This window comes from Kitasatospora sp. NPDC004240 (assembly GCF_053603215.1).
The window spans coordinates 1-25,031 of the sequence record NZ_JBSGFD010000090.1 but is presented as its reverse complement, the minus strand read 5'-3'; the positions used below and the strand labels follow the sequence as shown (position 1 = coordinate 25,031).

At 72.9% G+C, this 25,031-nt stretch carries 17 protein-coding genes and 1 pseudogene; 11 read left to right on the top strand and 7 right to left on the bottom strand.

From position 1 onward, the window contains the following. Positions 1-42: 42 nt before the first annotated feature. Both ACWEQL_RS23775 and ACWEQL_RS23770 read left to right on the top strand, forming a co-directional pair. Complete coding sequence (locus ACWEQL_RS23775; protein WP_452152310.1) at positions 43-267, top strand: hypothetical protein; 225 nt, start codon at positions 43-45, stop codon at positions 265-267. 163 nt (positions 268-430) lie between these two features. Next, positions 431-787 carry a hypothetical protein gene (locus ACWEQL_RS23770; RefSeq protein WP_452152309.1) on the top strand — a complete coding sequence of 119 codons (357 nt, stop codon included), beginning with the start codon at positions 431-433 and terminating at the stop codon, positions 785-787. 181 nt (positions 788-968) lie between these two features. Here ACWEQL_RS23770 and ACWEQL_RS23765 read toward each other — a convergent pair whose 3' ends face one another. Beyond that, on the bottom strand, positions 969-5,246 hold the full coding sequence (locus ACWEQL_RS23765) for a LamG-like jellyroll fold domain-containing protein (RefSeq protein ID WP_452152308.1): 4,278 nt from the start codon (positions 5,244-5,246) through the stop codon (positions 969-971). Positions 5,247-5,632: 386 nt separating this feature from the next. On the opposite strand from ACWEQL_RS23765, the gene ACWEQL_RS23760 reads away from it, so the two are divergent. The 4 genes from ACWEQL_RS23760 to ACWEQL_RS23745 all read left to right on the top strand — a co-directional run bounded on the left by ACWEQL_RS23760 (position 5,633) and on the right by ACWEQL_RS23745 (position 15,621). Beyond that, positions 5,633-12,859, top strand: a complete 7,227-nt coding sequence (locus ACWEQL_RS23760) for an RHS repeat-associated core domain-containing protein (protein ID WP_452152307.1) — start codon at positions 5,633-5,635, stop codon at positions 12,857-12,859. 173 nt (positions 12,860-13,032) lie between these two features. Continuing rightward, the gene (locus ACWEQL_RS23755) at positions 13,033-13,392 is read left to right on the top strand and encodes a hypothetical protein (RefSeq protein ID WP_452152306.1); all 360 of its coding nucleotides are present in this window, start codon (positions 13,033-13,035) and stop codon (positions 13,390-13,392) included. A gap of 77 nt (positions 13,393-13,469) precedes the next feature. After that, entirely contained in the window at positions 13,470-14,570 is a 1,101-nt protein-coding gene (locus ACWEQL_RS23750; RefSeq protein ID WP_452152305.1) for a hypothetical protein, read from the top strand. A gap of 226 nt (positions 14,571-14,796) precedes the next feature. Beyond that, on the top strand, positions 14,797-15,621 hold the full coding sequence (locus ACWEQL_RS23745; RefSeq protein WP_452152304.1) for an LPXTG cell wall anchor domain-containing protein: 825 nt from the start codon (positions 14,797-14,799) through the stop codon (positions 15,619-15,621). A gap of 115 nt (positions 15,622-15,736) precedes the next feature. Here ACWEQL_RS23745 and ACWEQL_RS23740 read toward each other — a convergent pair whose 3' ends face one another. Next, positions 15,737-16,705, bottom strand: a complete 969-nt coding sequence (locus ACWEQL_RS23740; RefSeq protein WP_452152303.1) for an aldo/keto reductase — start codon at positions 16,703-16,705, stop codon at positions 15,737-15,739. 11 nt (positions 16,706-16,716) lie between these two features. Next, positions 16,717-17,310 (bottom strand): NADPH-dependent FMN reductase, encoded by a 594-nt coding sequence (locus ACWEQL_RS23735; RefSeq protein ID WP_452152302.1) that lies wholly within the window; start codon positions 17,308-17,310, stop codon positions 16,717-16,719. Between the two features lie 113 nt (positions 17,311-17,423). On the opposite strand from ACWEQL_RS23735, the gene ACWEQL_RS23730 reads away from it, so the two are divergent. After that, positions 17,424-18,260 (top strand): helix-turn-helix domain-containing protein, encoded by an 837-nt coding sequence (locus ACWEQL_RS23730; RefSeq protein WP_452152301.1) that lies wholly within the window; start codon positions 17,424-17,426, stop codon positions 18,258-18,260. 24 nt (positions 18,261-18,284) lie between these two features. On the opposite strand, the pseudogene ACWEQL_RS23725 reads toward ACWEQL_RS23730, so the two are convergent. Then, positions 18,285-18,723 (bottom strand): annotated as a pseudogene (locus ACWEQL_RS23725) (baeRF3 domain-containing protein); the annotation flags it as partial. 243 nt (positions 18,724-18,966) lie between these two features. Between ACWEQL_RS23725 and ACWEQL_RS23720 the strand changes: the two are divergent. From ACWEQL_RS23720 to ACWEQL_RS23705, 4 genes are all read left to right on the top strand, one after another. After that, a complete protein-coding gene (locus ACWEQL_RS23720; RefSeq protein ID WP_452152300.1) occupies positions 18,967-19,584 on the top strand; it encodes a carbohydrate binding domain-containing protein in 618 nt (205 codons plus the stop codon). 49 nt (positions 19,585-19,633) lie between these two features. Further along, on the top strand, positions 19,634-20,281 hold the full coding sequence (locus ACWEQL_RS23715) for a hypothetical protein (RefSeq protein ID WP_452152299.1): 648 nt from the start codon (positions 19,634-19,636) through the stop codon (positions 20,279-20,281). Between the two features lie 285 nt (positions 20,282-20,566). Then, a complete protein-coding gene (locus tag ACWEQL_RS23710) occupies positions 20,567-21,019 on the top strand; it encodes a glycine-rich domain-containing protein (RefSeq protein WP_452152318.1) in 453 nt (150 codons plus the stop codon). A gap of 167 nt (positions 21,020-21,186) precedes the next feature. Next, positions 21,187-21,921 carry a class I SAM-dependent methyltransferase gene (locus tag ACWEQL_RS23705; protein WP_452152298.1) on the top strand — a complete coding sequence of 245 codons (735 nt, stop codon included), beginning with the start codon at positions 21,187-21,189 and terminating at the stop codon, positions 21,919-21,921. 98 nt (positions 21,922-22,019) lie between these two features. Here the strand turns inward: ACWEQL_RS23705 and ACWEQL_RS23700 are convergent, their stop codons facing one another. From ACWEQL_RS23700 to ACWEQL_RS23690, 3 genes are all read right to left on the bottom strand, one after another. Next, positions 22,020-22,712 carry an SUKH-4 family immunity protein gene (locus ACWEQL_RS23700; protein WP_452152297.1) on the bottom strand — a complete coding sequence of 231 codons (693 nt, stop codon included), beginning with the start codon at positions 22,710-22,712 and terminating at the stop codon, positions 22,020-22,022. A 33-nt stretch (positions 22,713-22,745) separates the two neighbouring features. Continuing rightward, positions 22,746-23,312: a YrhB domain-containing protein gene (locus tag ACWEQL_RS23695; protein WP_452152296.1), complete on the bottom strand. Its 567-nt coding sequence runs from the start codon at positions 23,310-23,312 to the stop codon at positions 22,746-22,748. Positions 23,313-23,383: 71 nt separating this feature from the next. Continuing rightward, a partial coding sequence (locus ACWEQL_RS23690) for a serine hydrolase (RefSeq protein ID WP_452152295.1) occupies positions 23,384-25,031 on the bottom strand: 1,648 nt, incomplete at its 5' end.

The window sequence follows — 25,031 nt, the reverse complement described above, 5'->3', positions numbered from 1 at the left end:
GGACCGGCCCGCCGGCCGCGGCCCCGGGGTACGGTGCGGCGGGTGAACGCCGACGCCCCCACCGCGCGGGCCCGGACGTACGACGGCCCGACACCCGCGCACCTGATAACCCGCCTCCTCGAACTCGGCCACGACGACGAGGCGGAGAAGCGGGCCCGATCAGGTGACGGGTACTGCACGCTGGCGTGGACCCGCATCCTCGGCGCGGACACGGCCCGGCGGGCGGGGGCGTTGGAGGTCCTTGAACCGCTCCGCGCCGAGGGATGACGGTCGGCGGCCGAGGCCATGGAGGAGCTGCTGGAGCAGTGGGGACGAGGCGACGAGGCGATCGGGGTGACGTCGACGGCCCCGTCCCGGAACGCGAGTGGCGCACCGGCTGGCGCACTCCTTCGCCACCCCCGTTGCGTGATGCCATCATGGCCGTTCGATCATGAGGATTGAGGGGGCGGCGGACATGGCGGGGACGGAGATCAGGGGCCGGACGGACGACAGAGCCGGGGCGTTGGTGTTCGGTGTGATGACGGCGGTGATCGACGTGAGCCTGCTGGCGTACATCTGGTGTCCCGAGCCCGAAGCCGGCGGATCCGGTCAGGGCAGGCTCGCCCGGACGTCGGCGCTGCTCGCCGTGTTCCTCCTCGGGTCCCTGCTGGGAGCCGCGGTCTCCGGTCGGCGCGCGACGCCGTGGCGCCGCCGGCGCTTCGCCGCGACGGGAGCCCTCACCGCCCACCTGCTGCTCCCGGCGCTCCTGGTCGTCGCCATGATGATCCACCCGCCGACCTTCGTGTGACGGCGGATGACGAGCCCCCGCCGGGCCGACGCCCGGGTCCCGCCCCGGAGCCCGTCGGCCGTGAACACGGGATGACGGCCGCTCGCCCCCAGGGGTCGTGCCACGCGGCCGGAACGCCGAACGGCCCGGCCACCCCGGGTGGGGGTGGCCGGGCCGCGTCGGTTCAGCGGGGCGGGCGGGCTCAGCTCAGCTGGGTCGGCACCGGGCGCTTCCCGTCGAGGGAGGCGACGCCGATGGGGGTGAGCGCCTCGGGGAAGAGCTGTACGTCGGCGATCTGGCCGGCGGCGTACTCCCCGTAGGTGCCCTTGGAGATGCGGCGGCCGAGTTGCAGCGGGCCGGTCGCGTTCCAGACGGTGCCCGCGTAGTCGGCGGTGGCCGCGGCCTCGCCGTTGACGTACAGGCGCAGGTCCGCGGAGTCCGCGTCGTAGACGCCCACCAGGTGGTACCAGGTGTTGGTCTTGGGTGCCAGCGCGCCGCTGGTGGGCCCGTAGGCGCTGGTGAAGGCGCCGGTGGTGTCGTCCGCGTGGGCGTGGCCGAAGGCGAACGCGTGCGCCCCGCTGGAGTAGTACAGCTGGAGGGCGTTGGCGTTGGTGCCGGACTGCGAGACGAAGGTGGAGTTGGCGGTGAGGCTGGTGAGCTTCACCCAGGCCGACACCGTGTAGCTGCGGCCGGTGTCCACCGCGGGGCCGGCGGTCGCGGCGTACGCGGTGGAGCCGTTGAGGGTCAGGACCCCGCCGCGCGCCGGGTCGGCCCCGACGGTCGCGCCGCCGTTGAGGGTCAGCTCACCGGTCGGGCGGATGCTGTCCGCGGTGGTGTCCAGCTTCCACCAGGCGGAGGGCTGGCGGACGTCGCCGATGGCGACCGGGGCCCCGAACCGGGCCAGGCCGCCGGCCGGCGCCGCGCCGGGGTACTCGGTCAGCCGGCCGGACCGGGAGCCGGCGTAGAGCGCGGGGTACCCGGTGCCCTGCACGTCGCCGGGGGAGGCGACGGTCGGGTGGTCCCGCTCGCCGACGCCGAGCGGCAGCACCTTCTGCGCGGTCGGCAGCACGTTGCCGCTGGTGGCGGCCCACTTCTGGTCGGCGATGTCGAGGCAGTCCCAGATGACCGCCTGGGTGCGCGGGTTGCGGTTGCCCGCCGGGTCGGCCAGGCAGCGGCCGGACTGCGTGTTCTTCAGGGTGCCCGGGTACGGGCCCGGGGTCCACGCCTGGGCGCCGGTGTTGTTGCACTGGTAGAGCTGCACCGGGGTGCCGTTGGCGGTGTCGCCGTTCTTCACGTCCAGGCACTTGCCGAGGGCGTGGACGCTGCCGTCGGCGCCGAGCGTGAACTGCTGCGCGGCGGTGCCGTTGCAGGTGTACATCCAGGCCGCGGTGCCGTTGGTGGTCTTTCCGCCGGCGATGTCCAGGCAGAGGTTCTTGTTGTCGGTGCCGAGCACGCCGGAGACCAGCGGGGCGTGGGTCGGCGCGGTGATCTTCGTGGTCGGCACGCCGGCGTTGAAGGTCAGCGGGAAGCTGCTGACCGCGCCGGTGGCGTCGTCCCGGGCCCACAGGGTCGGCTGGCCGCCGACCGTGCCGGGGGCGAGCAGGGTGGTGCCGGTCCAGTCACCGGTGCCGATCCGCACGCCGGCCCCGAGGTTGCAGCCGGCCTGGAACGTTCCGGGGAAGTACCAGAGTTCGCCCTTGTCGACGGTGATCAGGTCGGGGGCGTCGGCGAACCGGGCGAGCTTGCCGGGGGCGAGGATCTGCGTGACGTTGTTCCAGGTGCCGTCCGCGCCCTTGGCCGGGCAGGAGGAGGAGTTCCGGATCGGGACCACGTTCTGGGTGAGCGTGAAGCGCCCGGTCGTGCCGCCGGGCGTCACGGCGTCGTTCTGGTAGAGGTACAGCTCGTGGGTCGACCGGGAGTAGGCGAACAGGTCGTCCACGTTGGTGCCGGTGGCGGTGCCCCGGTGGGCGACCAGGTAGTTGTTCCACCCCGTGCCGTCCGGGCTCTGGGCCTTGGTGGAGGCGCTGACGGGCGGACCGGCCGGGTCGGCGTTGCCGCGTACCAGGATGAGGTCGCCCTCGGTGGTGGGGGCGATCAGGTCGGGCACCGCGTCACCGTCGAGGTCGCCGGCGGTGACCTTGGTGGCCGGGTTCCAGGGGGCGAAGAAGCTGTACTGGCCGACGGTGCCCTGGGTGTTGCCGGCGTTGTCCACGGCCCGGACGAACAGCGTGTGCGCGCCCCACTGGGCGGCGCTCAGCACGATCGGCACCTCGGCGGTGGCGCTGCCGCCGGTGGTGGCGACGGCGTTGACCGAGGCGGCGCCGTTGGCCGGGATGTTGGCGTCGAGGGAGTACTCGAAGCGGTCGACGCCGCTGCTGACGCAGCTGCCCCGGGTGCAGCCGGTGGGCGTGGGGTCGTTCGCGCTCACCGTGATCTTGACACCGGTGTCACCGGCGTGGCCGGTGGGCGCCTTGTCGCCGCCGAGCGGCGGGAAGACCGGCGAGTCGGTGAAGGAGGGGATGCTCGGCGCGCTCAGGTCGATCTTGAAGTAGCAGTTGGCGGACCAGGGGCTCGCCAGGGTGCCGTCCTCGGCCTTGACGTGCCAGCCGTACTGGTGGCCGTCGGCGACCTTGAAGCCGATGTTGACCCGGGTGGTGCCGCCGTCGCTGACCCAGCCGCTGACGGGGGCGCCCTTGTCGGTCGAGCCGCCGTCGGCGGCCGCCGTCTTGGTGTCCCAGATCTCGTACCGGGCGCGGAGGTTGACCCCGCTCATCTCGGTGTTGAGGCGGGCGTTGAGGGTGATGTCCGAGGCGTCCCCGGCCAGGCCGGACTGCCCGATCCAGCCGTCCGCCGCGCCGGCGCAGCCGTTGCTCGCGGGGGAGCGGGTGGCCGGGGTGGTGCCCAGGTTGTCCGGCACCGCGGGGGCGATGTCGAACACCGTGGTCAGGTAGGGGTTGTTGGCGAAGCGGACGAAGTCGTTGTTGCTGCTCGACTTGGACTCGTTGCCCCAGAGGCCGAAGGTCCAGCTGTCCTTGACGCCGGAGAGCTTCCTGATCTGACCGGTGACGTCGAAGTTGACGGCGTGGTTGCCGCACTTCTGGCTGATGTTGGAGCTCTTGACCTTCTGGGTGCCACCGATGTAGCCGTCGCCGGTGATGTCGGGCTGGTTGTTCCAGCTGGTGGACCCGCCGATCGCGGTGACCGTCGCGAGCCGGATGTCGGTCTCGTTGTCGCAGTCGAACGAGGCCCCGTAGGTCGAGGTCAGGTGGACCACCGACTTGGAGATCACCATCTTCTTGTCGAGGTTGGCGATGTTCAGCTCGAAGTAGGCGCGGTTGAGGCCGAAGCAGTCCTGCCAGCGCTGGTAGCCGACGCCCTCGCCGTTGTCCTGGGCGTCGTCGTACGGGCTCTGGCTCGCACAGCCCTCCTTGACGGTGACGAAGTGGCTCTTCTTGCTGGTGATCGGGCTGGTGTACGGGTCGATGTACAGCGGCCAGACGGTGTCGGCGCCGCCCAGCAGGCCGGCGTCCGGCACCAGGGTGAGGGTGTTGCCCTCGTGGCTCACGGCGATCCGCTTGACCTGAGCGGAGCTGCCCGGCTGCTCAGGGGTGGAGGTCGTGGCGGGGGTGGCGTCGGTGGGCGCGTCGGCCTGCGGCGCGGCCTGTGCCTTGGCGGCCGGCGACGTGGCACCGGGTGAAGGCGCGGCGGCGGTCGTGGTCGAGTCCCACATCAGCGGGGTCGGCGAGCGGAAGACCGCGCTGCCGTCGGCGGCGGTGACCGCCACCCGGCCGTCGTGGTCGGCCGTCAGCGACAGGCCGTCGCTGACGCTCGTGGTCAGCTTGAGCGCGGCGAGCGCCGGGTTGGCGGCCGCCTTGGCGTCGTGGACGATCAGGACCTCGTGGAAGCCGCCCTGGTCGGTGCTGGTGACCTTGAGGTCGACGCCCGGCAGGACGCCGTTGTACCGCGCGGTGCTGCCGCTCACCACCGGTGCGGGGAGCGGGAACGGGAGGGCGTAGGAGAGCTTGCGCCCGTCGGCGTCGGTGAGGGTGGCCAGCGGTCCGCCGCCCCCGCCGGAGAGGGCCAGACCGGAGGGGGTGGCCGCGGGGGAGAGGGTGCCGTCGCCGTTCCTGGTCAGGGTGGCGTCGACGTCCTTCCAGTGGCCGTCCTTGCGCACCCGGGCGGGCTGCAGGTGGGTGGTGGCGGTGAAGGTGCCGTCGGCGTTGGCGACGGTCCGCGTGGTCTCGGTGGTCAGGCCGTCGACGGTGACCGGCCCGCCGGTCCGCGCGGCCTCGGCCTTGGCGGCGGCCAGCGGCGAGTCCGCCGCCGGGGCCGCCGTGCCCGCGGGACCGGCGGGGGCCGGGTCGTCCGCGAGCGCCGGTCCGGCGCTGCCGAGCAGCAGGCCGGTGACCGCCGCCGACAGCGCCAGACGGCGTGTCAGTGTGCGCGCCGGATTTCTCCGGGCGCGGAGGTGTTCCCCCATGGATCGCCCTTTCAGGGACGGGCGGTGGGCGATCGCGGGCGCCGCTGTGTTTCTCCTCACAGGTGGTCGCCCCGTGGCCCCCCACCACGTGTCGGAATTGCGGTCTTTACTCGCCCTGGTGCCGCTTGTGAAGACCTTTGGGGGCCCGTGTGGCGGAAGGGAGTGGAGTGGCCGCGGGGGAAGGCTATTGCCCTGACCCGGTCATGGCAATACGGTTCGGGGACGGCCGGACGCGCCGTCAGCTGGTGGTCCGTCAGATCACCGGCCATTTTTGTTTCTCTGGGGGATTGCACATGCGCGCAGGACCGCGCGGAGTCAGAGGTGCCCGGAAACGGGCCTGGAGGGAACGGGGAATCGTCGCGATCGCGACGGCCACCCTCTTCGCCATGGCGACACCGCTCGCCGTCGCCGACTCGATCGTCGGCGGATATCAGTACACGGACAAGGTCTGGGACGCCGACCCGCTCCCCGATCAGCCGAAGGTCCCCGGTGCCCCGGTGGGCAGCGGGGGAAGCGTTCCGGCACCCGCGATCCCGCCCGGCGCGCGGGAGTTGGTGCCCCATGTGGTGAGGCCCGCGCAGTGGCCGGCCGCCGCGACCGCCACCGTCGACCTGGGGAAGACCCCGGCGGTGCGCAGCCTGTCGGCACCCGCCGGCGAGGCGAAGGCCGGCGGCCTGCCGGTCTCGGTCTCGCCCGCCGCACCCACCGCGCTCGGCGCCCGGGCCAAGTCCCTCGCGCCGCCGCTCGCCCCGGCCAGCCCGGTCTCCTCGGTCCGGGTGAAGCTCGCCGACCGGGGCCAGGCCAAGAAGGCCGGCGTGGACGGCCTGCTGGTCGGCCTGGACCGGGCCGACGCCCGGACGGAGACCGGCAACGTCGCGGTCTCCCTGGACTACGGCGCCATCGAGCAGGCGTACGGCGGCGGTTGGGCCTCCCGGCTGCAGCTGGTGGCGATGCCCGCGTGCGCGCTCACCACCCCGCAGCTCGCCGCCTGCCGCACCCGTACGCCGGTCGAGGCGGTCAACGACCCGGTCAACCGGAAGCTGAGCGGCACGGTCGCGCTCGCCCCCGCCGGCCCTGGTACCGCGAAGGCGGGCAGCGCCTTCGCCTCACCGTCCGCCGCGGCGGCCGCGCAGTCCTCCGCGGGCGTCGCGGTGGCCGCTGTGTCCGGCAGCAGCGGATCCCAGGGCGACTTCGGCGCGACCTCGCTGTCCGCCTCGGGCGCCTGGTCCGCCTCCGCCTCGGGCGCCTTCACCTACCACTACCCGGTGACCGTGCCGCCCTCGCTGGGCGGCGAGGTACCGGCGGTCAGCCTGTCCTACGACTCGCAGTCGGTGGACGGGGAGACCTCGGCGCGCAACTCCCAGGCGTCCTGGATCGGTGACGGCTGGTCCTACAGCCCCGGCTTCATCGAGCGCTCCTACAAGAGCTGCAAGGACCAGGGGATCAAGGACTCCGGCGACTCCTGCTGGGCCGGCTGGAACGCCACCCTCTCGCTGGGCAGCCACAGCGGGCAGCTGGTGAAGGATTCCGACGGCTTCTACCACCTCGTGTCCGACGACGGCACCAGGATCGAGCGGCTGAGCGGCGCGACCAACGGCCTCTGGCAGGGCGAGTACTTCAAGGTCACCACGACCGACGGCACCGCCTACTACCTCGGCCTCAACCACGCCCCCGGCGGCACCACCGACGACGCCACCCAGAGCGCCTGGGGAATCCCGGTCTATCACCCCAAGTCGGGCGACCCCTGCCACAGTTCGGACAAGGGCGACGACTCGCAGTGCGACAAGCCGGTCGGCTACCGGTTCAACCTGGACTTCGTGGTCGACCCGCACGGCAACGTGCAGCGCTACGACTGGGCGACCGAGTCCAACTACTACAACATGGGCTTCGGCCAGGTCCCCGACGAGGACAAGACCGAGAAGGGCGGCACCCTCACCAAGTACACCCGGGGCGGCCACCTCACCCAGATCTCCTACGGCTACCAGCTGGCGGACGCCCGGGCGGGCCGCGAGCCGGCCGCCAAGGTCGTCTTCCGCACGGCGCAGCGGTGCACCACCTCGGACACCGTCTGCAAGGACGGCAACCTCTCCTCGGACACCGCCGCCAACTGGCCCGACACCCCGTACGACCTGAACTGCCCCTCCGACTGGAAGACCAAGATCGGTGAGGAGGGGGACACCGAAGGCGTCTGCCTGATCAGCGGTCCGACCTTCTGGCAGACCCACCGGCTGAAGGGCGTCGACACCAAGGTCCGGACGGCCTCCGGCTGGCAGGACGTCGACACCTACGAGCTGAAGCAGGTCTTCTCGGACGCGGGCGGCACCTACGACCCGGTCACCGGCAAGACCCAGGACCCGAAGGCCACCGGCTCGCTGCAGTCGGTGATGTGGCTCTCGGAGATCGTCCACACCGGCAAGGACACCTCCGCCGGCGGCGACGGGCCGATCACCCTCGACCCGGTCACCTTCGTCGGCATCGAGATGGACAACCGCGTCGACGGCCTCACCCCGGCCGCCCCGCCGCTGTACCACCCGCGGATCTCCAGCGTGCAGACCGAGACCGGTGAGTCGGTCGCGGTCACCTACCGCGCCCCCGAGTGCTCGCGCGAGAAGAAGACCATGCCGGCCTCGGCCGACTCCAACACCATGGCGTGCTACCCGGTGTTCTGGAACACCCCGGGGGGTGTGGAGCCGATCGAGGACTGGTTCCACAAGACCCTGGTCTCCCAGGTCACCTCCAGCGACCGGACCAAGGCCGGCTCGCCCGCCAAGGTGACCGGCTACACCTACACGGACGGCGCCGCCTGGCACCGGGACGACTCCGAGCTGACCGACGACAAGCACCGGACGTGGAACGACTTCCGCGGTTTCCGGACCGTCACCACCACCACCGGCGCCGCCCCGGACCCGATCACCCAGAGCACCGTCTCCTACCTCCAGGGCATGGACGGTGACTACAAGAAGGACGGGACGAAGCGCAGCGTCACGGTCAAGAACGTCCTGGACGAGGAGATCACCGACAGCGCCTGGATGGCCGGTACCCCGTACCAGACCCTCGGCCACACCCAGGCCGGTGGCAGCGTCGTCACCCGTACGCTGACCTCCCCGCCCGGCTCCAAGGTCACCACCAGTGCCTCCCGCAAGGCGTGGACCTCGGAGGATCCGGCGCCGGACACGCTCTCCACGCTGCCCGACATGACCGCCCGCCGGATCACCTCGACCGCGTCCCGGACGATGGGGCTGCTGTCGGACGGCACCTGGCGGACCACCAGGACCGGCACCACCTTCGACGATGTCGGCCGGATCTGGAAGGTCGACGAGCAGGGTGACGTCTCGGCGCCCGACCAGCGGACCTGCACCGTCACCACCTACGCCGACGCCCCGTCGGACAACCCGATGATGCTGGTCTACCCCAAGGAGACGATCAGCCTCGCGGGCCCGTGCACCACCGCGCCCGGCACCGGCACCACGCTGTCGCACAAGCGGGTCTACTACGACGGCGACGGCTCGATCGAGCGGCCCGGCACCCTCGGCGTGCTCGGCCAGAACGGCCGCACCCTCGGCAACGTCACCGCGACCGAGGCGGTCACCTCCTACGACGCCGGCGGCGGGCCGCGCTTCCAGGTGCTCGGCGCGATGACCTTCGACCGGTACGGCCGGGTCACCGCCAGCACGGACGCGGCGGGCCGGACCACCACCAGCACCTACGACCCGCCGTCCGGCGTGCTGCCCACCAAGCTCGGCACCACCAACCCGCTGAAGTGGACGGCCAGCAGCACGGTCTCCCCGGGCCGCGGGTCGGTGACCCACTCGGTGGACGTCAACAACCTGGTCACCGACGCGACGTACGACGCGCTCGGCCGCCGCGAGAAGGTCTGGTCCCCCGGCCGTGACAAGGCCACCCAGACCCCCGACCGGATCTTCTCCTACGACGTGCACGGGGCGGGCGACAACCCCACGCCGTCCTCGGTGACCACCAAGGGCCTGCGCGAGGACGGCTCGTACAGCACCTCCGTCACCATCTACGACGGCACCCTCCAGCCCCGCCAGACCCAGTCCACCCCGGCGGACAACTCGGCCGGTCGGCTGGTCACCTCCACCTACTACGACTCGCACGGCTGGAAGGTCTCCAGCATCGGGACCTACTCCGATGCCGCCAACCCGCCGTCCAGCACCATGTGGGCGGAGACCAACCGGACCGGTCCGTCGGTGACCCGCACCGCCTACGACGGCCAGGGCCGCGCGGTGAGCACCACGCTGGTGTCCTTCGCCAGCACGCTCTGGAAGTCCACCGCGACCTACCGGGGCGTCGAGCGGGTCGACACCACGCCCGCCCAGGGCGGCAAGGCCACGACCAGCTACACCGACGCGCTCGGCCGGACCACCGCCACCACCGTCCGCGACACCACGCCCGACCGGCGGCTGGGCGGCGGCAGCCGGATCTCCTCCGGCACGTCGGTGCTCTCCGCGGGCGTGCGGCTCGCCATGGAGGCCGACGGAAACCTCGTGCTCACCGCGCTGGTGGACGACCGGGCCCTCTGGTCCGCCAACACCGGCGGACACCCGGGCGCGTACGCGGTGATGCAGGCGGACGGCAACCTCGTGGTCCTGGACGCCACCGGGAAGACCACCCTGTGGTCCAGCGGGACGGCCGGACACGCCGGCGGCTACCTCAAGGTGCAGGCGGACGACAACGTCGTGCTCTACGACGCGGCCAACGTCCAGCTCTGGTCGACCGGGACGGCGAACACCACCCCGGCCGCCGACCTGACCACCCGCTACACCTACACGCCGCGCGGCCAGATCTCCACGGTCAAGGACACGGTGGGCAACACCTGGTCCTACACGTACGACCTCCAGGGCCGGACGATCGCCCGCAGCGACCCGTCCACCGGCGACTCCAGCACCGGCTACGACGGGCTCGGCCAGGTGATCCGCACCACCGACGCCCGCAAGCAGAGCCTCTCGTTCAGCTACGACGAGCTGGGCCGCCGGACCGCCGAGTACACCGGCGACACCGCCGGCGACCCGGCCAAGCTGCTGGCCGAGTGGACGTACGACACGCTCGGCAAGGGCCGGCCGGTCGCCTCCATCCGCTACGCCGGCGGCAAGGCCGGCAGCGCCTACGTGCAGAAGTTCGACGGCTACAACGCGGTCGGCCAGCCGACCGGGACCACCACCGTGATCCCGGCGGCCGAGGGCGCGCTGGCGGGCACGTACACCGCCAAGGCCTCGTACACCAGCACCGTCGGCATGCTGGCGTCGACCGCCTACGGCGCCGACGGCGGGCTCCCGGCCGAGACCGTCGGCTACGGCTACAACCTGGAGGGCGGCCTGGTCAGCATGGGCTCGCCCAGCCGGCCGTACGTCGCCTCGGTCCAGTACAGCCCGCTCGGCCAGGTGGTGCAGACCACCCTGGGCACGCCGACCAAGCAGCTGCGCACCGCGCAGACCTACGACCAGGCGACCGGCCGTCCGGCCACCAACCGGGTCACCCTGCAGACCAATACCGCCAACCCGATCTCCGACACCTCCTACCGCTACGACCAGGCCGGCAACGTCACGGCGATCTCGGAGGTCCGCTCCAGCGGCGGCACCGACCGGACCACCGACACCCAGTGCTTCGGCTACGACGCGCAGCACCGGCTGGTCACCGCCTGGACCGACACCAAGGGGCTGACCGCCGCCACGGCGGGCCAGCTCGGTCAGTGCACCACCGCGCGCCCCACGCCGTCGACCGTCGGCGGTCCGGAGCCCTACTGGCTGGACTGGCAGTTCAACCGGCTCGGTGACCGCAGCCGGCAGGTGAGCCACGACGTCACCGGCAACGCGGCGAAGGACACCACGCAGACCCTGGCCTACCCCGGTGGCGGCACCGCCCCCACCAAGCAGCCGACCGCGGTCACCGCCGTCACCACCCGCAACCCCACCACCGGGACCAGCGTGCTGACCCCCGGTTACGACGCCGCCGGCAACGTGGAGACCCGGACCACCACCGGGGCCCGGCCGTCCACCCAGTCCTTCGGCTACGACGCCGAGGGCCGGACCGCGACGGTCACCACCGACGGCCGGCAGACCGGCTACCTGTACGACGCGGACGGCGGCCTGCTGCTCCAGCGCGGCCCGGCCGGTACCACGCTGTACCTGTTCTCCGGCACCGAGCAGCTCACCCTGGACGGCGTCACCCGGACCGTGACCGGCCTGCGGTACTACCGCGCGCCCGACGGCACCGTGACGGTCCGCTCCAGCAAGGGGACGATCAGCTACCAGCCGACCACCCCGCAGGGCACCGCCCAGCTCCAGGTGGACGGCACCAGCCTGGCCATCACCCGGCGCTCGTACGACCCGTACGGCAACCCGCGGGGCACCGCCCCGGCCGGCTGGGCGGACAACCGGGGCTACCTGGGCAGGCCGACCGACAGCACATCGGGCCTCGACCTGCTCGGCGCCCGGCAGTACGACCCGGTGCAGGGCCGGTTCCTCCAGGTGGACCCCGTCTTCGAGAGCGGCGACCCCAACCAGATGGGCGGCTACGCCTACGGGGCGGGCAACCCCACCTCCGGCAGTGACCCCAACGGTCTCTGGTGGAGCTGGGGCGACGTCGGCAGCTTCTTCACCGGCGTCGGGGACTCCATCGTCGGTGACCCGTGGCAGTGGAGCGTCAACTGGCTCTCCGACGGCTGGAACTCGTTCGCCGACATCGCCAACGGTGACAACGACGCCTTCAACAACATGACGGGCTACTCGAACGACAGCCCGTTCAGGCTGGGCCACACCGGCTACGTCGACGACCACCCGCTCGCCAACCTGTTCGACGTCGACACCGGTTCCACCTCGTACGTGGCCGGACAGTGGACCGGCGTGGTCGGGACGCTGCTGATCGACGGCTACGGAGCCGTCAAGCTGATCAGCGCCGGCGTCAAGGCGGTCAAGGCGGTCAAGACCGCTGTCGATTCCGGCGAGGACGTGGTCGGCGCCGTCAAGAAGCTGCTCTCCGGCGACCTGCCGACCACCACCAAGGCCGACCCGGCGCCGACCACGCCCAAGAGCGGGGACGCGCCGTCCACCCCGAAGTCCGGTACCGGCAAGGGCGGGACGGAGCCGGGAGGCAGCGGCAAGGGCGGCGGCGCCAAGGGCGCGGACGAGCCCGGGGCGACACCGGACGCCGGCAGCGCGGGCACCAAGGACGCCAACACCTACCGCAGCAAGCCCAACAAGAAGCCCAACGAGTACGAGCAGGGCCCGGTGGTGAGCCTGGGACGGCTCAAGCAGTACCTGTCCCGGGCGGGCTACCGCTCCGAGTGGGACAAGTACGACGTCGTCCACAGGGAACGGATCATCGACCCGGACACCGGCGAGTTCAACTACGCCAACAGCCCGAACACGATCAAGACCACCTACCCGTACACGTCGAAGCCGAAGACCGGCCGCAACGGCCTGCCCATCATCGAGATGTCCAACAAGGGCCTTCGGAACATGCGGGAGGCGGTGATCTCGTTCTTCCACGAGACCCACCACCAGAACCGGATGCGCAACTTCGGTGACACGGGTACCGAGAAGGACGCCGAGGCCTTCGGCGAGATGATGTGGCGGAGGATATCGGGACAGGACTGACCCACGACCGAGCCGTTCCCACGGCTCCGTGCCGGTGACACCTGACACCGGCACCGGTGGGCCGGCCGCGGCGGGAGGCACCCGTCGCGGCCGGCCCGTCCGTTCCACCGCCCACCCGTACCGACCACCCAGCCAACCGCCCTGCCCGTACCACCGAGAGGACAACCGGTCCGATGGCCCGGCCATACGACGAGAACCACCGCGCGACGCTCCGCGACCAGCTCGACCTGCCGGTGACCGAGCGCACCTGCCCGGTCTGCGGCCACGCGGGCCTGCGCTCCTACCACCACGAGGAAACCGGCCGGAGTCGCCCCTCGATGATCAACTACCTGTGGTGCCCCGCCTGCCACGCGTACTCCTCCTCCTTCACCGCCGCCGAGCGGCACACGGTCGACCGCGACCCGCTCGCGGACGCCTACGGCGACCGGATCGCCGAGGTGATGCGCGACCCGGAGGGACTGCTGCGCGTCCTCGACGGCTACTGGAGCGCCGGCAGCCTGCCGCAGCGGAAGGTGCGCCGCCGCCGGGGCTGAGACCCCCGCCCGGAAACCCACTTGGGCCGGCCCCCGCCGAGCTGCGATGATGCCTCCGTTTCCCGGACGGAGGGTAGTTGTTCGTTTTCGTGTGCGCGGGGTGCGGTGCCGAACTGACCACCCCGCTGTCCCCGGTCGCCCTGCCGCTCCACGCCCGGCAGGCCTTCGGGAACGGGCTCCAGTTGCCCGTGCTGATGGAACCGGGCACGTTCGCCGTGGACCCGGAGCCCTGGGGGCCGCCGTGGCGGAGGTGGGAGGAGATCCCTCCCGACGAGGCGGCCGCCCGCGGTTTCCACGCGCCGGTCCACGCCCTGTCCTACGGCACGTCCGGTGGGATCGTCGTCGCCCCCGGGGATACCCGCGGCACCCTGCTGATCCCGGGGAGGCGTGGCGGCGCCTGCTGCGGCCTCGACGGGGGTGACGGCCCCAACACGGCCTGCGCGTCCTGCGGCCTGCCGGTGGCGACCCGGATCGACGACTGTTCGCGCTGGCAGGCGACATGGCTCGCCCCGGACGCCGTACGCCGGCTCCCCACCGGCTCTGCCGACGCCGACACCGCACCGCTGACCTGGGCGGACCTGATGGCGCAGCGGAAGGGCACACCTCCTGTCGAGCCGATCGCCACCTGGGGCTCACCGGCGGGGACGGGCGAATGGTCGTGGAGCCCGCAGTGGGTGGCCGCGGCCGGCCTGGCCCTCGCGCATCTGCTGGTGGCCTCGGAGGGGCGGCCGGTGACGGTCCCGGACGGTCTGGTCACGGAGGTGTTCCAACACGCCCTCGACGGGCTGCTGCCCACGGGTCCGCCGGCGCGACGTGCGGTCCTGGCCGGACCCGGACGGCCCGCCCCCGACGGGGGAGCGGACATCCTCCTCGTACCGACCCATCCGCAGACCGGCGAACCCTGGGCCCCCGCCGGGACGTCCGACCCCCCGCACCTGGTGCCCCTGCCCGTCGGGGTGTGGCTGTGGATGGCCTTCCCCGAGCCGGATCTGCCCGTCCCCACCTCGGGCGGCATCCCCGACTGGGTCCTGCGCGACGACGTACCCGCTCAGCGCGCCGACCACCCGCTCCGCATCGACGGGGTCGAGTTCCGCTACGCCCTGGCCCGGCAGCCGGCCGTCCGCAGCCCGTGGCTGCGGGCGATCCTGGAGCGGCTCACGACCGCGGGCATCCGCTGATCCGATCCCGGTCCGGCGCCACCCGCGCGGCCGGGCCGTCGTCGCCGCCGGTGCCCGTTCGCAGGATCGTTGTTCCAGGATGAATCCGGCATTCGGTGACGAGTGGTGCACATGCTTCGTCAAGGGACTTGACCGGCAGGGGTGACGCGTAGAACCCTGAGCGGCCGTCGGGCTCTCCGGGGGAGCCCGTCAGTCCACTTCCACCTGACATGTGAGTTGGTAGCCCATGCTCCGTTCCCTCTCCCTCCGTGCGGCCGCCGTGGTGGCGGCCACGGGGTTGATAGCCGCCCCGGCCGTCGGCCCGGCGTTCGCGGCGGCCGACGACTCGTACACCGTGCAGCTGCGGCAGAAGCTGCCGCGCACCGCGACCACCGCCGACGGCGGCGCGCCGCAGCAGGGCGCCGAGAACTGCCCCGGGATCCCCGCGGGCAAGGACGGCTGGCACTTCGTCCTGCCGGGCAACGACGCGCACTTCGTCAAGCTCACGGTCACCTTCGAGCCGGGCGGCCAGCAGGTCCTGACCACCTTCGGCCCGCCGACCGACAAGCACGCGTACGTGGCCTCGGCGCCGGGTGCGAAGCTGACCTCGGCGGTGGCCCAGGTCCGCGGCGGCGAGCTGGAGCTGTTCAACCTGTCGCACACCTGCCCCGCGGTCGTGCCCAGCGGTACGCCGTCGGCCACGCCGAGCGGCACCCCCACGCCGAGCACCTCGGCCACCCCGAGCACCTCGGCCACCCCGAGCACCTCGACCTCCCCGAGCACCTCGGTCACGCCGAGCGGCTCGGCCTCGCCCAGTGCCTCGGTCACGCCGAGCACGTCCGGGTCCGCGTCGCCGAGTGCCTCGGCCACGTCGTCCCAGAGCCCGTCGGCCGGCGTCTCCAGCCCGGCCGACGGTGCGCCGAGCCCGTCGCCCTCCGCCGACGCCCCGGGCTCCAGCCTGGCCAGCACCGGTGCGAGTGTGGGCGGTGCCGCGCTCGCCGGCGCCCTGCTGATCGGCGCCGGTGCCGTGCTGGTGATGCGTCGTCGCAAGGCGGCCGCCGGCCAGGAGTGACCTCCGACGGCGGCCGGTGACCGGCACGCCGACGGCATGACGGCGGGGCTCCCTCGGGGGCCCCGCCGTTCGGCGTCCGGCGGCTCCCGCGGGCGGACGGGCGCCCGGTGGCCGCTCAGAACCCCGTGGGCCGGCGGGGCGTGTACGGGCCCTCCAACGCCGCGACCTCGTCCTCGTCGAGGCGGACGGCCAGGGCGGCGGCCGCGTCGTCCAGATGGGCCGGGTCGGTGGCGCCGATGATCGGAGCGGCGACGGCCGGGTTGCCCAGGACCCAGGCGAGGGCGACCCGGGCCATGGGGATGCCGCGCCGCTCCGCGATCCCCTGGACGGCGTCGACGATCGGGCGGTCGACGTCACCGAAGAACCGCTGCCCGATCGGGTCGCTCGCCGACCGCCCGGTCACCCGCCCGTGGGGGCGGGCCAGACGGCCCTTGGCGAGCGGGCACCACGGCAGGCTGGAGACGCCCTGGTCGGCGAGCAGGGGGAACATCTCCCGCTCGTCCTCGCGCTGGACCAGGCTGTACTGGTTCTGCATCGACACGAACGCCCGGCGGCCGTCCCGCGCGGCGGTGTGCTGCATCTTGGCGAACTGCCAGGCCCACATGGACGAGGCGCCGATGTGGCGGACCTTCCCGGCCGTCACCACCTCGTCCAGCGCCTCCATCGTCTCCTCGACCGGGGTGCCGGGGTCGAAACGGTGGATCTGGTAGAGGTCGATGTAGTCGGTGCCGAGGCGCCTGAGCGAGGCGTCGACCTGGGCGTGGACCGCCGTGCGGGACAGCCCGGAGCCCCCGGGGCCGTCGTGCACCGGCAGCCCGACCTTGGTGGCGATGACGACGTCCTCGCGCCGGGTGTACGCGCGGACGGCACGTCCCACGATCTCCTCCGAGGTGCCGCCGGCGTACACGTCGGCGGTGTCCCACAGGGTGATGCCCAGCTCCACGGCCCGCCGGAACATCGGCGCCGCCGCCTCCTCGTCCAGGGCCCACGGGTTGACGCCGTGCGCCGGGTCCCCGAAGCCCATGCAGCCGAGCGCGACGCGGCTGACGGTCAGCTCGGTGCCCCCGAGCGGTACGTACTCCATGGCCGTGCTCCTCACGCCGGGTAGGGGGCGGCCTCGCGTGCGGTGCGCAGCGCGCCCGCCCACCAGGCCAGTTGGTCGAGCAGGGCCTTGGCGTACCCGGGCGCCTCGGGGTCGAGCGGCAGGCCGTCCCGCCAGGCGGTGAAGTAGTTCGGGAACGCCAGTCCGTCGCGGATCGTCACCGCGTGGAGCTCGGTCAGCACGTTCTCCAGGTGCAGCACCGCGTGCCGCCCGCCGGCCGCGCCGCCGTAGCTGACGAAGGCCACCGGCTTGGCCGTCCACTGGGTGAAGTGCCAGTCGATGGCGGCCTTCAGGGAGGCCGGGTAGCTGTGGTTGTACTCCGGCGTGACCACCAGGATCGCGTCCGCGCCCTCCAGGGCCTCGGTCAGCGGCGCCATGCCCGCCGGGCGGGGGTAGCCGTCGCCGGCGAACTTCGGCGGCGCGGCGGGCAGCGCCAGCGGGAGGTCGATGTCGGCGAGGTCGACGGTCTCCACCGCGAACCCCCCGTGCTCGCGGGCCTGTTCGGCGACCCACGAGGCCACCACCGGGCCGAACCGTCCCTCCCGGACGCTCCCGACGATGATCAGCAGCTTGTGCGTGTTCTCCATGGCCACCACCTTCGGCCCGCGCGCCGGCGGTAGCCAGACCGTGCTCAGGCTGGCCCCCGCAGGGCCACGCTGAGCCCTCCGCGACCGACGGGCCGCGTCCTATGCTCGACGGCATGGGTACGCCACTGGGGGACTTCATCCGTGCCAAGCGCGACAGCGTCCAGCCGCAGTCGCTGGGACTGCCCGACCGCGGCCGACGCCGCTCACCGGGCCTGCGGCGCCTGGACCTCGCCGCCCGGGCCGGCATCAGCGTCGAGTACCTGACCCGCATCGAGCAGGGCCGGGACCGCAACCCTTCGGTGCCGATCGTGAACGCGCTCGCCGACGCGCTCAGCCTCGACGTCCCGGAACGCAATCACCTGCGCTACCTCGCGAAGATCACCGGCGGGGAGTGCGCCGGCCGTACCCGGCCAGAACCCCCGCGTCGCGAGGTCCGGGAGAGCGTCCTGCGGACGCTGCGCCTGCTCGAACCGGGCATCGCGATGGTGACCAACCGGCTCGGTGACGTCCTCGCCCACACCGGCGCCTTCGCGACGGTGATGGGCGCCGGCGGACTGCTCGACACGGACGCCCCGAACCTCACCCGCTACGTCTTCACCCACCCCGGGGCCCGGGCGTTCTTCGCCGACTGGGACGACGTCGCGGACGAGCAGGCCTTCGACATCTGGATCGGGCCCTCCGTCGAGAACGCCGAATGGTTCACCACTGAGCTCGCGCCCGTCGCCGGCCCGGAGTTCACCGCCCGCCTGAACCGTCACACCGTCCCGCGACGCGGCGTCCTGCGCATCGCCCACCCGTCGGCCGGCGAGCTGCGACTGCTTCGCGAGACCCTCGAACTCTCCTCCGAAGCCCAGCAGTTGGTCGTCCTGCTGCCGGCGGACGAGGAGACGACACAGGCGCTCGACCGGCTCCGCCCCGACGGCCCCGCCCGGCTGCGCGCGATCTCCTGACCGGAGCGGCACCTCCGGTACGGGTGAGGGGCCCGGCGGTGCCGAGCAGGGCGAGCGCCGCGGCCTCGCCGACCACGTAGAGCGGGCGGGGGTCGGCGCCCAGCAGGGTGCCGATCCGGGTGTCGGCCTCGCGGAGGAAGGTCTTGGTCTCCTCGTCGCGGAAGGTGCTCGGCGTGTCGCCGATCTGCTCGCGCCGCTCGGGGTCGGGGTTCTCGAAGGTGCGGGCCATGGGGAAGCCCTGGGCGGTCTCCTCGGTGACGCGCTCGGGGTCACCGCTCCACAGGACCACGCGGTCGGCGGCGACGGCGAGCACCCAGTAGGGGCGCTCGGCGGCCTGCGCGGAGACCAGGTTGCGGGTGAGGTAGGTGTCGGAGAGGACCACCCGGGCGGGTGCGGTACGTCCGAGTGACCAGACCTGGTGCTCACCGGGGGAGGCGAGGATGGCGAGACCGTCCTCCGCGTGGACGCTCGGGGAGGGGTGCACGGGGGAGGGTGCTGCTCACGAACATCCCTTTTCTACCCATGGCGACGCCCGCCCGCGCCGGGTGGCGGGAACGCGGGAGTGGTGGGTGGCGGCGTACGGGGGCGGCCGACGGGTGCCCGCCGCGGGGCCGTCCGTCCCCTTGACGGCGACGGGCGCCATCCGCCAGGGTGTGGCCACTCCCTCGCACCGCTGCCCGATCGACACTCCCCACCCGGAGACGGCATGCGTGCACCCACACGTTCCACCCGCCCCACCCGTCGCCGCGGCCGCCGCGGCCTGCCCCTCGGCCTCGCCGCCGCCGTACTCGCCCTGACCGGATCCACCCTCGGTCTGGCGGCCACCTCGGCGACGGCGGCCCTGCCCGACGTCGAACTGATCGTCAACGGGGGCTTCAACTCGTACCCGTGGATCTGGAACTGCGAGCCGAACACCTCGCGCAGCCACATCCCGCACGAGCACTACATGTCGGGCCGGCCGACCGCCGACAGCTACGCGGGCTGCACCCAGAAGGTCCGGGTCCTGCCGAACTCCACCTACACGCTGTCCGCCTCGGTGCGCGGCCCGTACGCCTTCGTCGGCGTCACCGGCACGGGCGCCGAGTCCGTCGCCACCTGGTCGAACCAGACCGACTGGAACGGCCTGACCCTCAAGGTCACCACCGGACCGGACACCACCCAGCTGACCGTGTACTTCCACGGCTGGTACGAGCAGGGGCCCTACGACGTGCGGTGGATGTCCTTCAACGGCCCCGGCGTCCCCCCGAGCCCCTGCGGCGAGCCCAGCAGCGGCTCCGCACCCCCCTCGGCGACCCCCAGCTGCATGCGCACCTACATTCCCTGATGATTCGTCAAAGTCCGTTCCTCCTCGCCGCATCCGCATCGGAGACGCCATGCGTTCAGCCCCGCGCCACCACACCCCCGGCCTCGGCCCGTTCGGCGCCGCCGTCGGCACCCTCAGCGCCCTCGTCCTCGCCGGCACCGCCGCGCTCGCCACCGGCGGCTCCGCGGCGAGCGCGGCCGCCCAGCCCCGGCCCGTGGAATGGGTCAGGAACGGCGACTTCCAGGCCCCGCTGGCCGGCAGCTGGACCTGCGACGGCGACGTCACCCAGCTCGGCCGGACCGTCGAGGGCCGCCCGGGCGCCTACGACCACGCCGGCTGCTCCCAGAAGGTCCAGGTCGTCTCCGGCGCCACCTACGACTTCTCGGCCTACGTGTCCGGTGCCTACTCCTTCGTCGGCGTCTCCGGCACCGGCACGGGCACCGGCGAGGTCTCCCTCTGGGCCAACGGGCCGGACGGGAGCGCCCTGCACGCGAGTGTCGCGGTCGGCGACGTCCGCGAGGTGACCGTCCGCTTCCACGGCTGGTACGGCCAGGCCCCCTACCGGATCAGCCGGATCTCCCTGTCCGGCCCGCGCTACCCCAACCCTTGCGTCACCGTCACCCCCACACCCGGCCCGACCCCGACCACCACCTGTCTGCCACCCCCGGCGGCGCCGGTGAACACGACAACTGCTCCCGCGGCAGCAGGATCTGACTGATCGTCCGGTATGCGAACGCGGTGGCTGCCGGGTCGTGCCCCGGACGGAGCGTGTGCGCCCCGGCCCGGCCTTTCAACCCGCTCGTGCCTCGCACGCTCCTCGCGTCCGCGCCCGCTGCGCCTTGTCCCGGATCGTCGTGCTCCCTAGCGTCATCGGTGCGGTCGTACGGCGGCGCCGGCACTTCCCGCCGTCGTCGCCGGCCGCTTCCCGACCCCTCTCCGGCCATTCGGGGAGGCGTCGTTCGCACCACTCGACATCATCGGGAGGAGCACCACCGTGACCGTCATGCCGACCGGGCCGGGGGCCGAGGACGCCGTCCGGCCCCGGGATCCGCGGGACTTCGTGAAGCCCGAGGTGTGGGACCGCGAGATCGCGCTGCTGATGCGCGACCACCCCTTCGACGAAGTGATGGCGACCCGAATGCTGGGCGCGGCCGTCTCCTACCTGATCACGGCGATGGAGAAGTGGGGCCAGCGGCTGGAGCTCTGCTGCGGCCGGATCGTCGACATCGCCGTCCACGTCTTCATCCTCGACACCAGGAACTACCGGGAGTTCTGCGCCGAGCACTTCGGCGGCCGCTTCCTGGAGCACATCCCGGCGATCGAGTTCAAGTACGACGGCTCGGTCGAGCGTACGGCGCAGATCATCGCGGACAACGGGTTCGAGGTGGACTGGAAGCTGTGGGAGGCGGACTACGCCAAGTGCGGGCCGTGCTACCCGGGTTCCGACTGCCACTGACCTCCCGCGAGCACCTGGTGGGGCCCGGGGACACGTACGCCGCGTGCCTCCGGGCCCCGAAATCATTCGGGCCCAAATCGGGTGAATCCGCCCGCACCGGGGTGGACGGGCGTTAGGTTGGCGCCGACTTCGATCCGGCACCGATCCGCCGCCCCTGGAGGGCCCTCATGTTCAGCGCCTCCCCGCCCATGTCCGCCCCCGAGTACTGGGACAGGTACCGGCCGCACAGGGGCGAGGGCCCGCAGGAGCGCCCTCCGGCCGACCGTTTCTCCTGGACGGGCGTTCCCGGTGTCGGCCCGGGAGCGGAGATCCTCGGCGCGCCGAGAAGGGTGCTCGACCTCGGGCCGGCCGAGGGGGAGAACGCCGCGTTCCTCGCCCGTTCCGGCGTCGGCGTGGTCGGCGTCGACTTCTCGGTCGTGCAGGTGGCCCGTGCGCGCGGCTTCTGGACCGACCTGCCGAACCTGGAGTTCGTCCACGCGGAGGCCGGTGCGTTCCTCGACCGGGAGGAGCGGGAGTTCGACGCCGTCTACTCCACCTGGGGCGCCGCCTGGTTCACCGACCCGGAGGAGCTGTTCCCCCGGGTCCGTCGGCGTCTCGCCGCCGACGGCGTCTTCGCGTTCTCCCACCGCGAGCCGGAGGCCGGGACGTACGGGGCGCAGCGGATGGGCGGGAAGTGGCTGGAGGGCCGGGAGACGGAGCTCACCGTGCGCCGCTGGCAGTACACCGCCGAGCAGTGGGCCGACCTCCTCAAGCGCCACGGGTTCACCGAGATCGACGCCCGGGTGCTGCCCGCCCCGGAGCCGGGCACGCCAGGCACCCTCCTGGTCCGCGCGCGGGCGGGAGCGCCGCGGCCGGCCCCGTGGGCCGTCCGTTGCGGGGCGGGCGTAGGTTCGGGTGCGTGACGCGTGCGTCGAGGTGGCGGATGGTGAACCGGTGAGCGGGTGGTGGGCGTACCTGGAGGAGTGGACCCGCCGGGAGGTGCTCATGAGCATCCTCACCATCAGGCGGAGTTCTCGCGGATCAGTTCGATCCAGACCGACCGGGGGTCGTCGCCCGCCACCGCGGGGTCGAGGCGTCGGGCGGCGTCCACCACGAGCTCCACGCCGCCGCGCAGCCGCTCGTGGTGGCGGAGGTGCTCCACCTCCGGGGCCGTGTCCGCGGGTGCCTCGGCCGTCCGGAGGATCCTGATCGCCGCGTGCCAGCGCCAGGCGGTCTCGACGTACCGGGCGACCGAGGAGCTGAAGAGGGAGACCGCCGGTTCGTCGAGGTCCGCGCAGTACGGCCGGAGGGCGTCGGGGACGTCGTCGGCGGTGACGGGCGCGGGGAGCAGGCCCAGGACACGGCCGTCGCCGGGCACCACGCCGACGGCGAGGCCGTCCTCGTCGGGTCCCCAGAATCCCAGGTGGTGGAGCATACGGCCGTCCCGGACCAGACGGCGCTCGCGCGGGCCCGCCACGTTCGGCACCAGGTCGGGTTCCGTTCCGTACCGCGGCCCGGGCGTGAAGTGCGGCAGGGGTGGCAGGCCCCACTCGGTCAGGGCCGTCCGGTCGCCCTCGGGGAGGTCCCACGTCCGCGCCGCCGGGACGAGCAGCGACCGCTCGGTGGCGAGCAGCCGGTCCAGTGGTCGCGAGAGGGCGTGCCGCAGCTCGTCCTCGATCGCCGTCCGTGCGCCCTCGTACCCGTCGCTCCCCACGGGCTGAAGCATCCCCCCGGTGCCGCCCCCGGCTCAAGACCCTTCGGCGGCGGTGCCCCTCGGGTCGTCGGCCGGGCCGGTGAACGTCTCGATGTCGCCCGGTGGCCCCCACGGGCCGGGCTCCCGGGTGAGGTGGGCGAGTTCCTCCGGCGGATCCTCGCCGTCCCTGACGATCGACACATAGGTCCTGGCCTGCTGGAGGCTCATGCGTGGGGCGTGTTTGCGCAGGTGCCGCATGGCGACGGCGGTGCCGGTGGTGCGGGCGAGGTCGCGGACGGCCTCGGCCAGCGGGTCGGGGGTCCTGACGCCCTTGACCTGCCGGAGGTAGCGCTCCGGCCAGTCGTCGTGCCAGTCGATGCCGGGGACATAGTGGATGCTGCCGTCGTGGCGGTCGACGAGGTAGGGGCCGCCGTGGATCATCCCGCGCAGCCGGGGGTCGCGGGCGCCCTCGGCGGTGGTCCAGTGGACGAGCCAGCCGACCTCGTGTTCCTCGACGGCGTGGACGGCGAAGGCGGGGATGAGCCTGGCCCAGTCCCAGGTCGGACGCTGTTCTTCGAGCAGCGCTTCGACGAGTTCGACGGCGCGTTCCCGGGTGATCACGTGCTCCATCCTGCACCGCCGGTCAAGCGGGTTTCCGGCGCGCCGGTGCATCGGCCGGGGCAGGGGGCGGGTCAGCCGGAGGAGCTGCGGATGAAGGTGCCGAGGCCGTCGTGGTCGAGCTGTTCGACGACCACGGTGGTGGCCTTCCCGTCCGCGCCCACGGTGAAGGTGACGCCGGAGAGGCCGACGGCGTTCTCGCCGCGGGTCCGGAAGCTGAAGGTGTCGCCGGCGTAGTGCTGGAGCGGGAACTGCAGGTCGCCCGGCCCGAGGGTCATCACCAGGCCGCCGTTCCGGGTGGTGACGGTCAGCGGCCCGTAGTAGCCGTTGGTGTACGTTCCCACGTAGGCCGCGTCCGACTTGGCGGGGGCGGCGCCGGCCGGGGGCTTGCCGTAGTCGGTCGGGGAGACGCCGGACTGGGCGGCGGCGGGGACGACCTTGCCCATGAAGGCGAGCCAGTCGACGGTCTCGTGGCCCTCCTCGGCGAGGTCGAAGAACTCCTCGGCGATGGCCTCGGCCACGCCGATCGGCTGGCCGTTGGTGAGGACGACGATGCCGAGCTGCTCGGACGGCAGCAGGGTGACGACGGTGGCGGACCCGAGCTCGAAGGCGCCGGAGTGGTTGAGGCGCAGGCGGCCGCGGGTGTCGTGGCTGACGTTCCAGCCGAGGCCGTAGAAGCCGGCGTTGCCGGCGGGCGCCATCGGCGGGTTGGACACGATCTGCGGCGTCCGGGTCTGGTTCAGGGCCGTGGCGTCGATGAGGGCCCGGCCCTCGAAGGTGCCGTCGGCGAGCTGCAGACGCATCCACCGGGTGAGGTCCTGGACGTTGGAGGTCACGCCGCCGGCGGGGGACTGCGGGTCGGGGTTCTGGGTGGCGCTGACCTGCCAGCCGGCGTCGGTGTGCACATGCGGCGTCGCCCTGTTGGCGGCGCTGTCGTAGGCGGAGCGCAGGGAGCTGGTGGAGGTCATGCCGAGGGGCGTGTAGAGGGTGTCGGCGGCGAGGTTCTCCCAGGCGACCCCCTTGGCCTTGGCGACGGCCACGGCGGCCTGGGTGAGGCCGTAGTTGGTGTACGCGTAGCTGGCGCGGAACGGTGCGAGGGGCTGGTCGCGCAGGTGCTGCAGGATGTAGTCGCGCTGGTAGCCGAGGTCCTCGAGGAGATCGCCGGCGTGGTCGGGCAGGCCGCTGCGGTGGGAGAAGAGGTCGGCGATGGTCACGTGGGTGCCCACCCAGGGGTCGGCGAGTGCGAAGCCGGGGTCGTGGGCGGTGACCGGGTCGTCCCACGTCACCGCCTTCTGGCCGACCACGCCCGCGACGACGGTCGAGGCGATCGGCTTGGAGACCGAGGCGAGCTGGAAGACGGTGGCGGTGTCGACGGGCTCGGGCCGGCCGAGCTGGCGGAGGCCGAAGCCCTTCGCGTACACGACCTGGTCCTGGTGGACGATCGCGACGGCCACGCCCGGGACGCCGGTGGTGGCCATGGCGTTCTGCACATAGCCGTCGATGCCGGTGACGGCCGAGGACACCTGTTCCTTGGTGAGCCGGGGCGGCGGCTGCGGGGGCGGCGCGGTGGCCGGGGCGGAGGAGGGCCCGGTCGCGGGCGCGGCGGCGGGGCGGACCGCGGAGTCGGCGGTGCACCCGGAGAGCACCGGCCCGGCCAGCAGCAGGCCGGCGGCGAGCAGCGGCACCGCGGCCTGCCGTCCGACCCGCCCGGCGGGCCGGGCG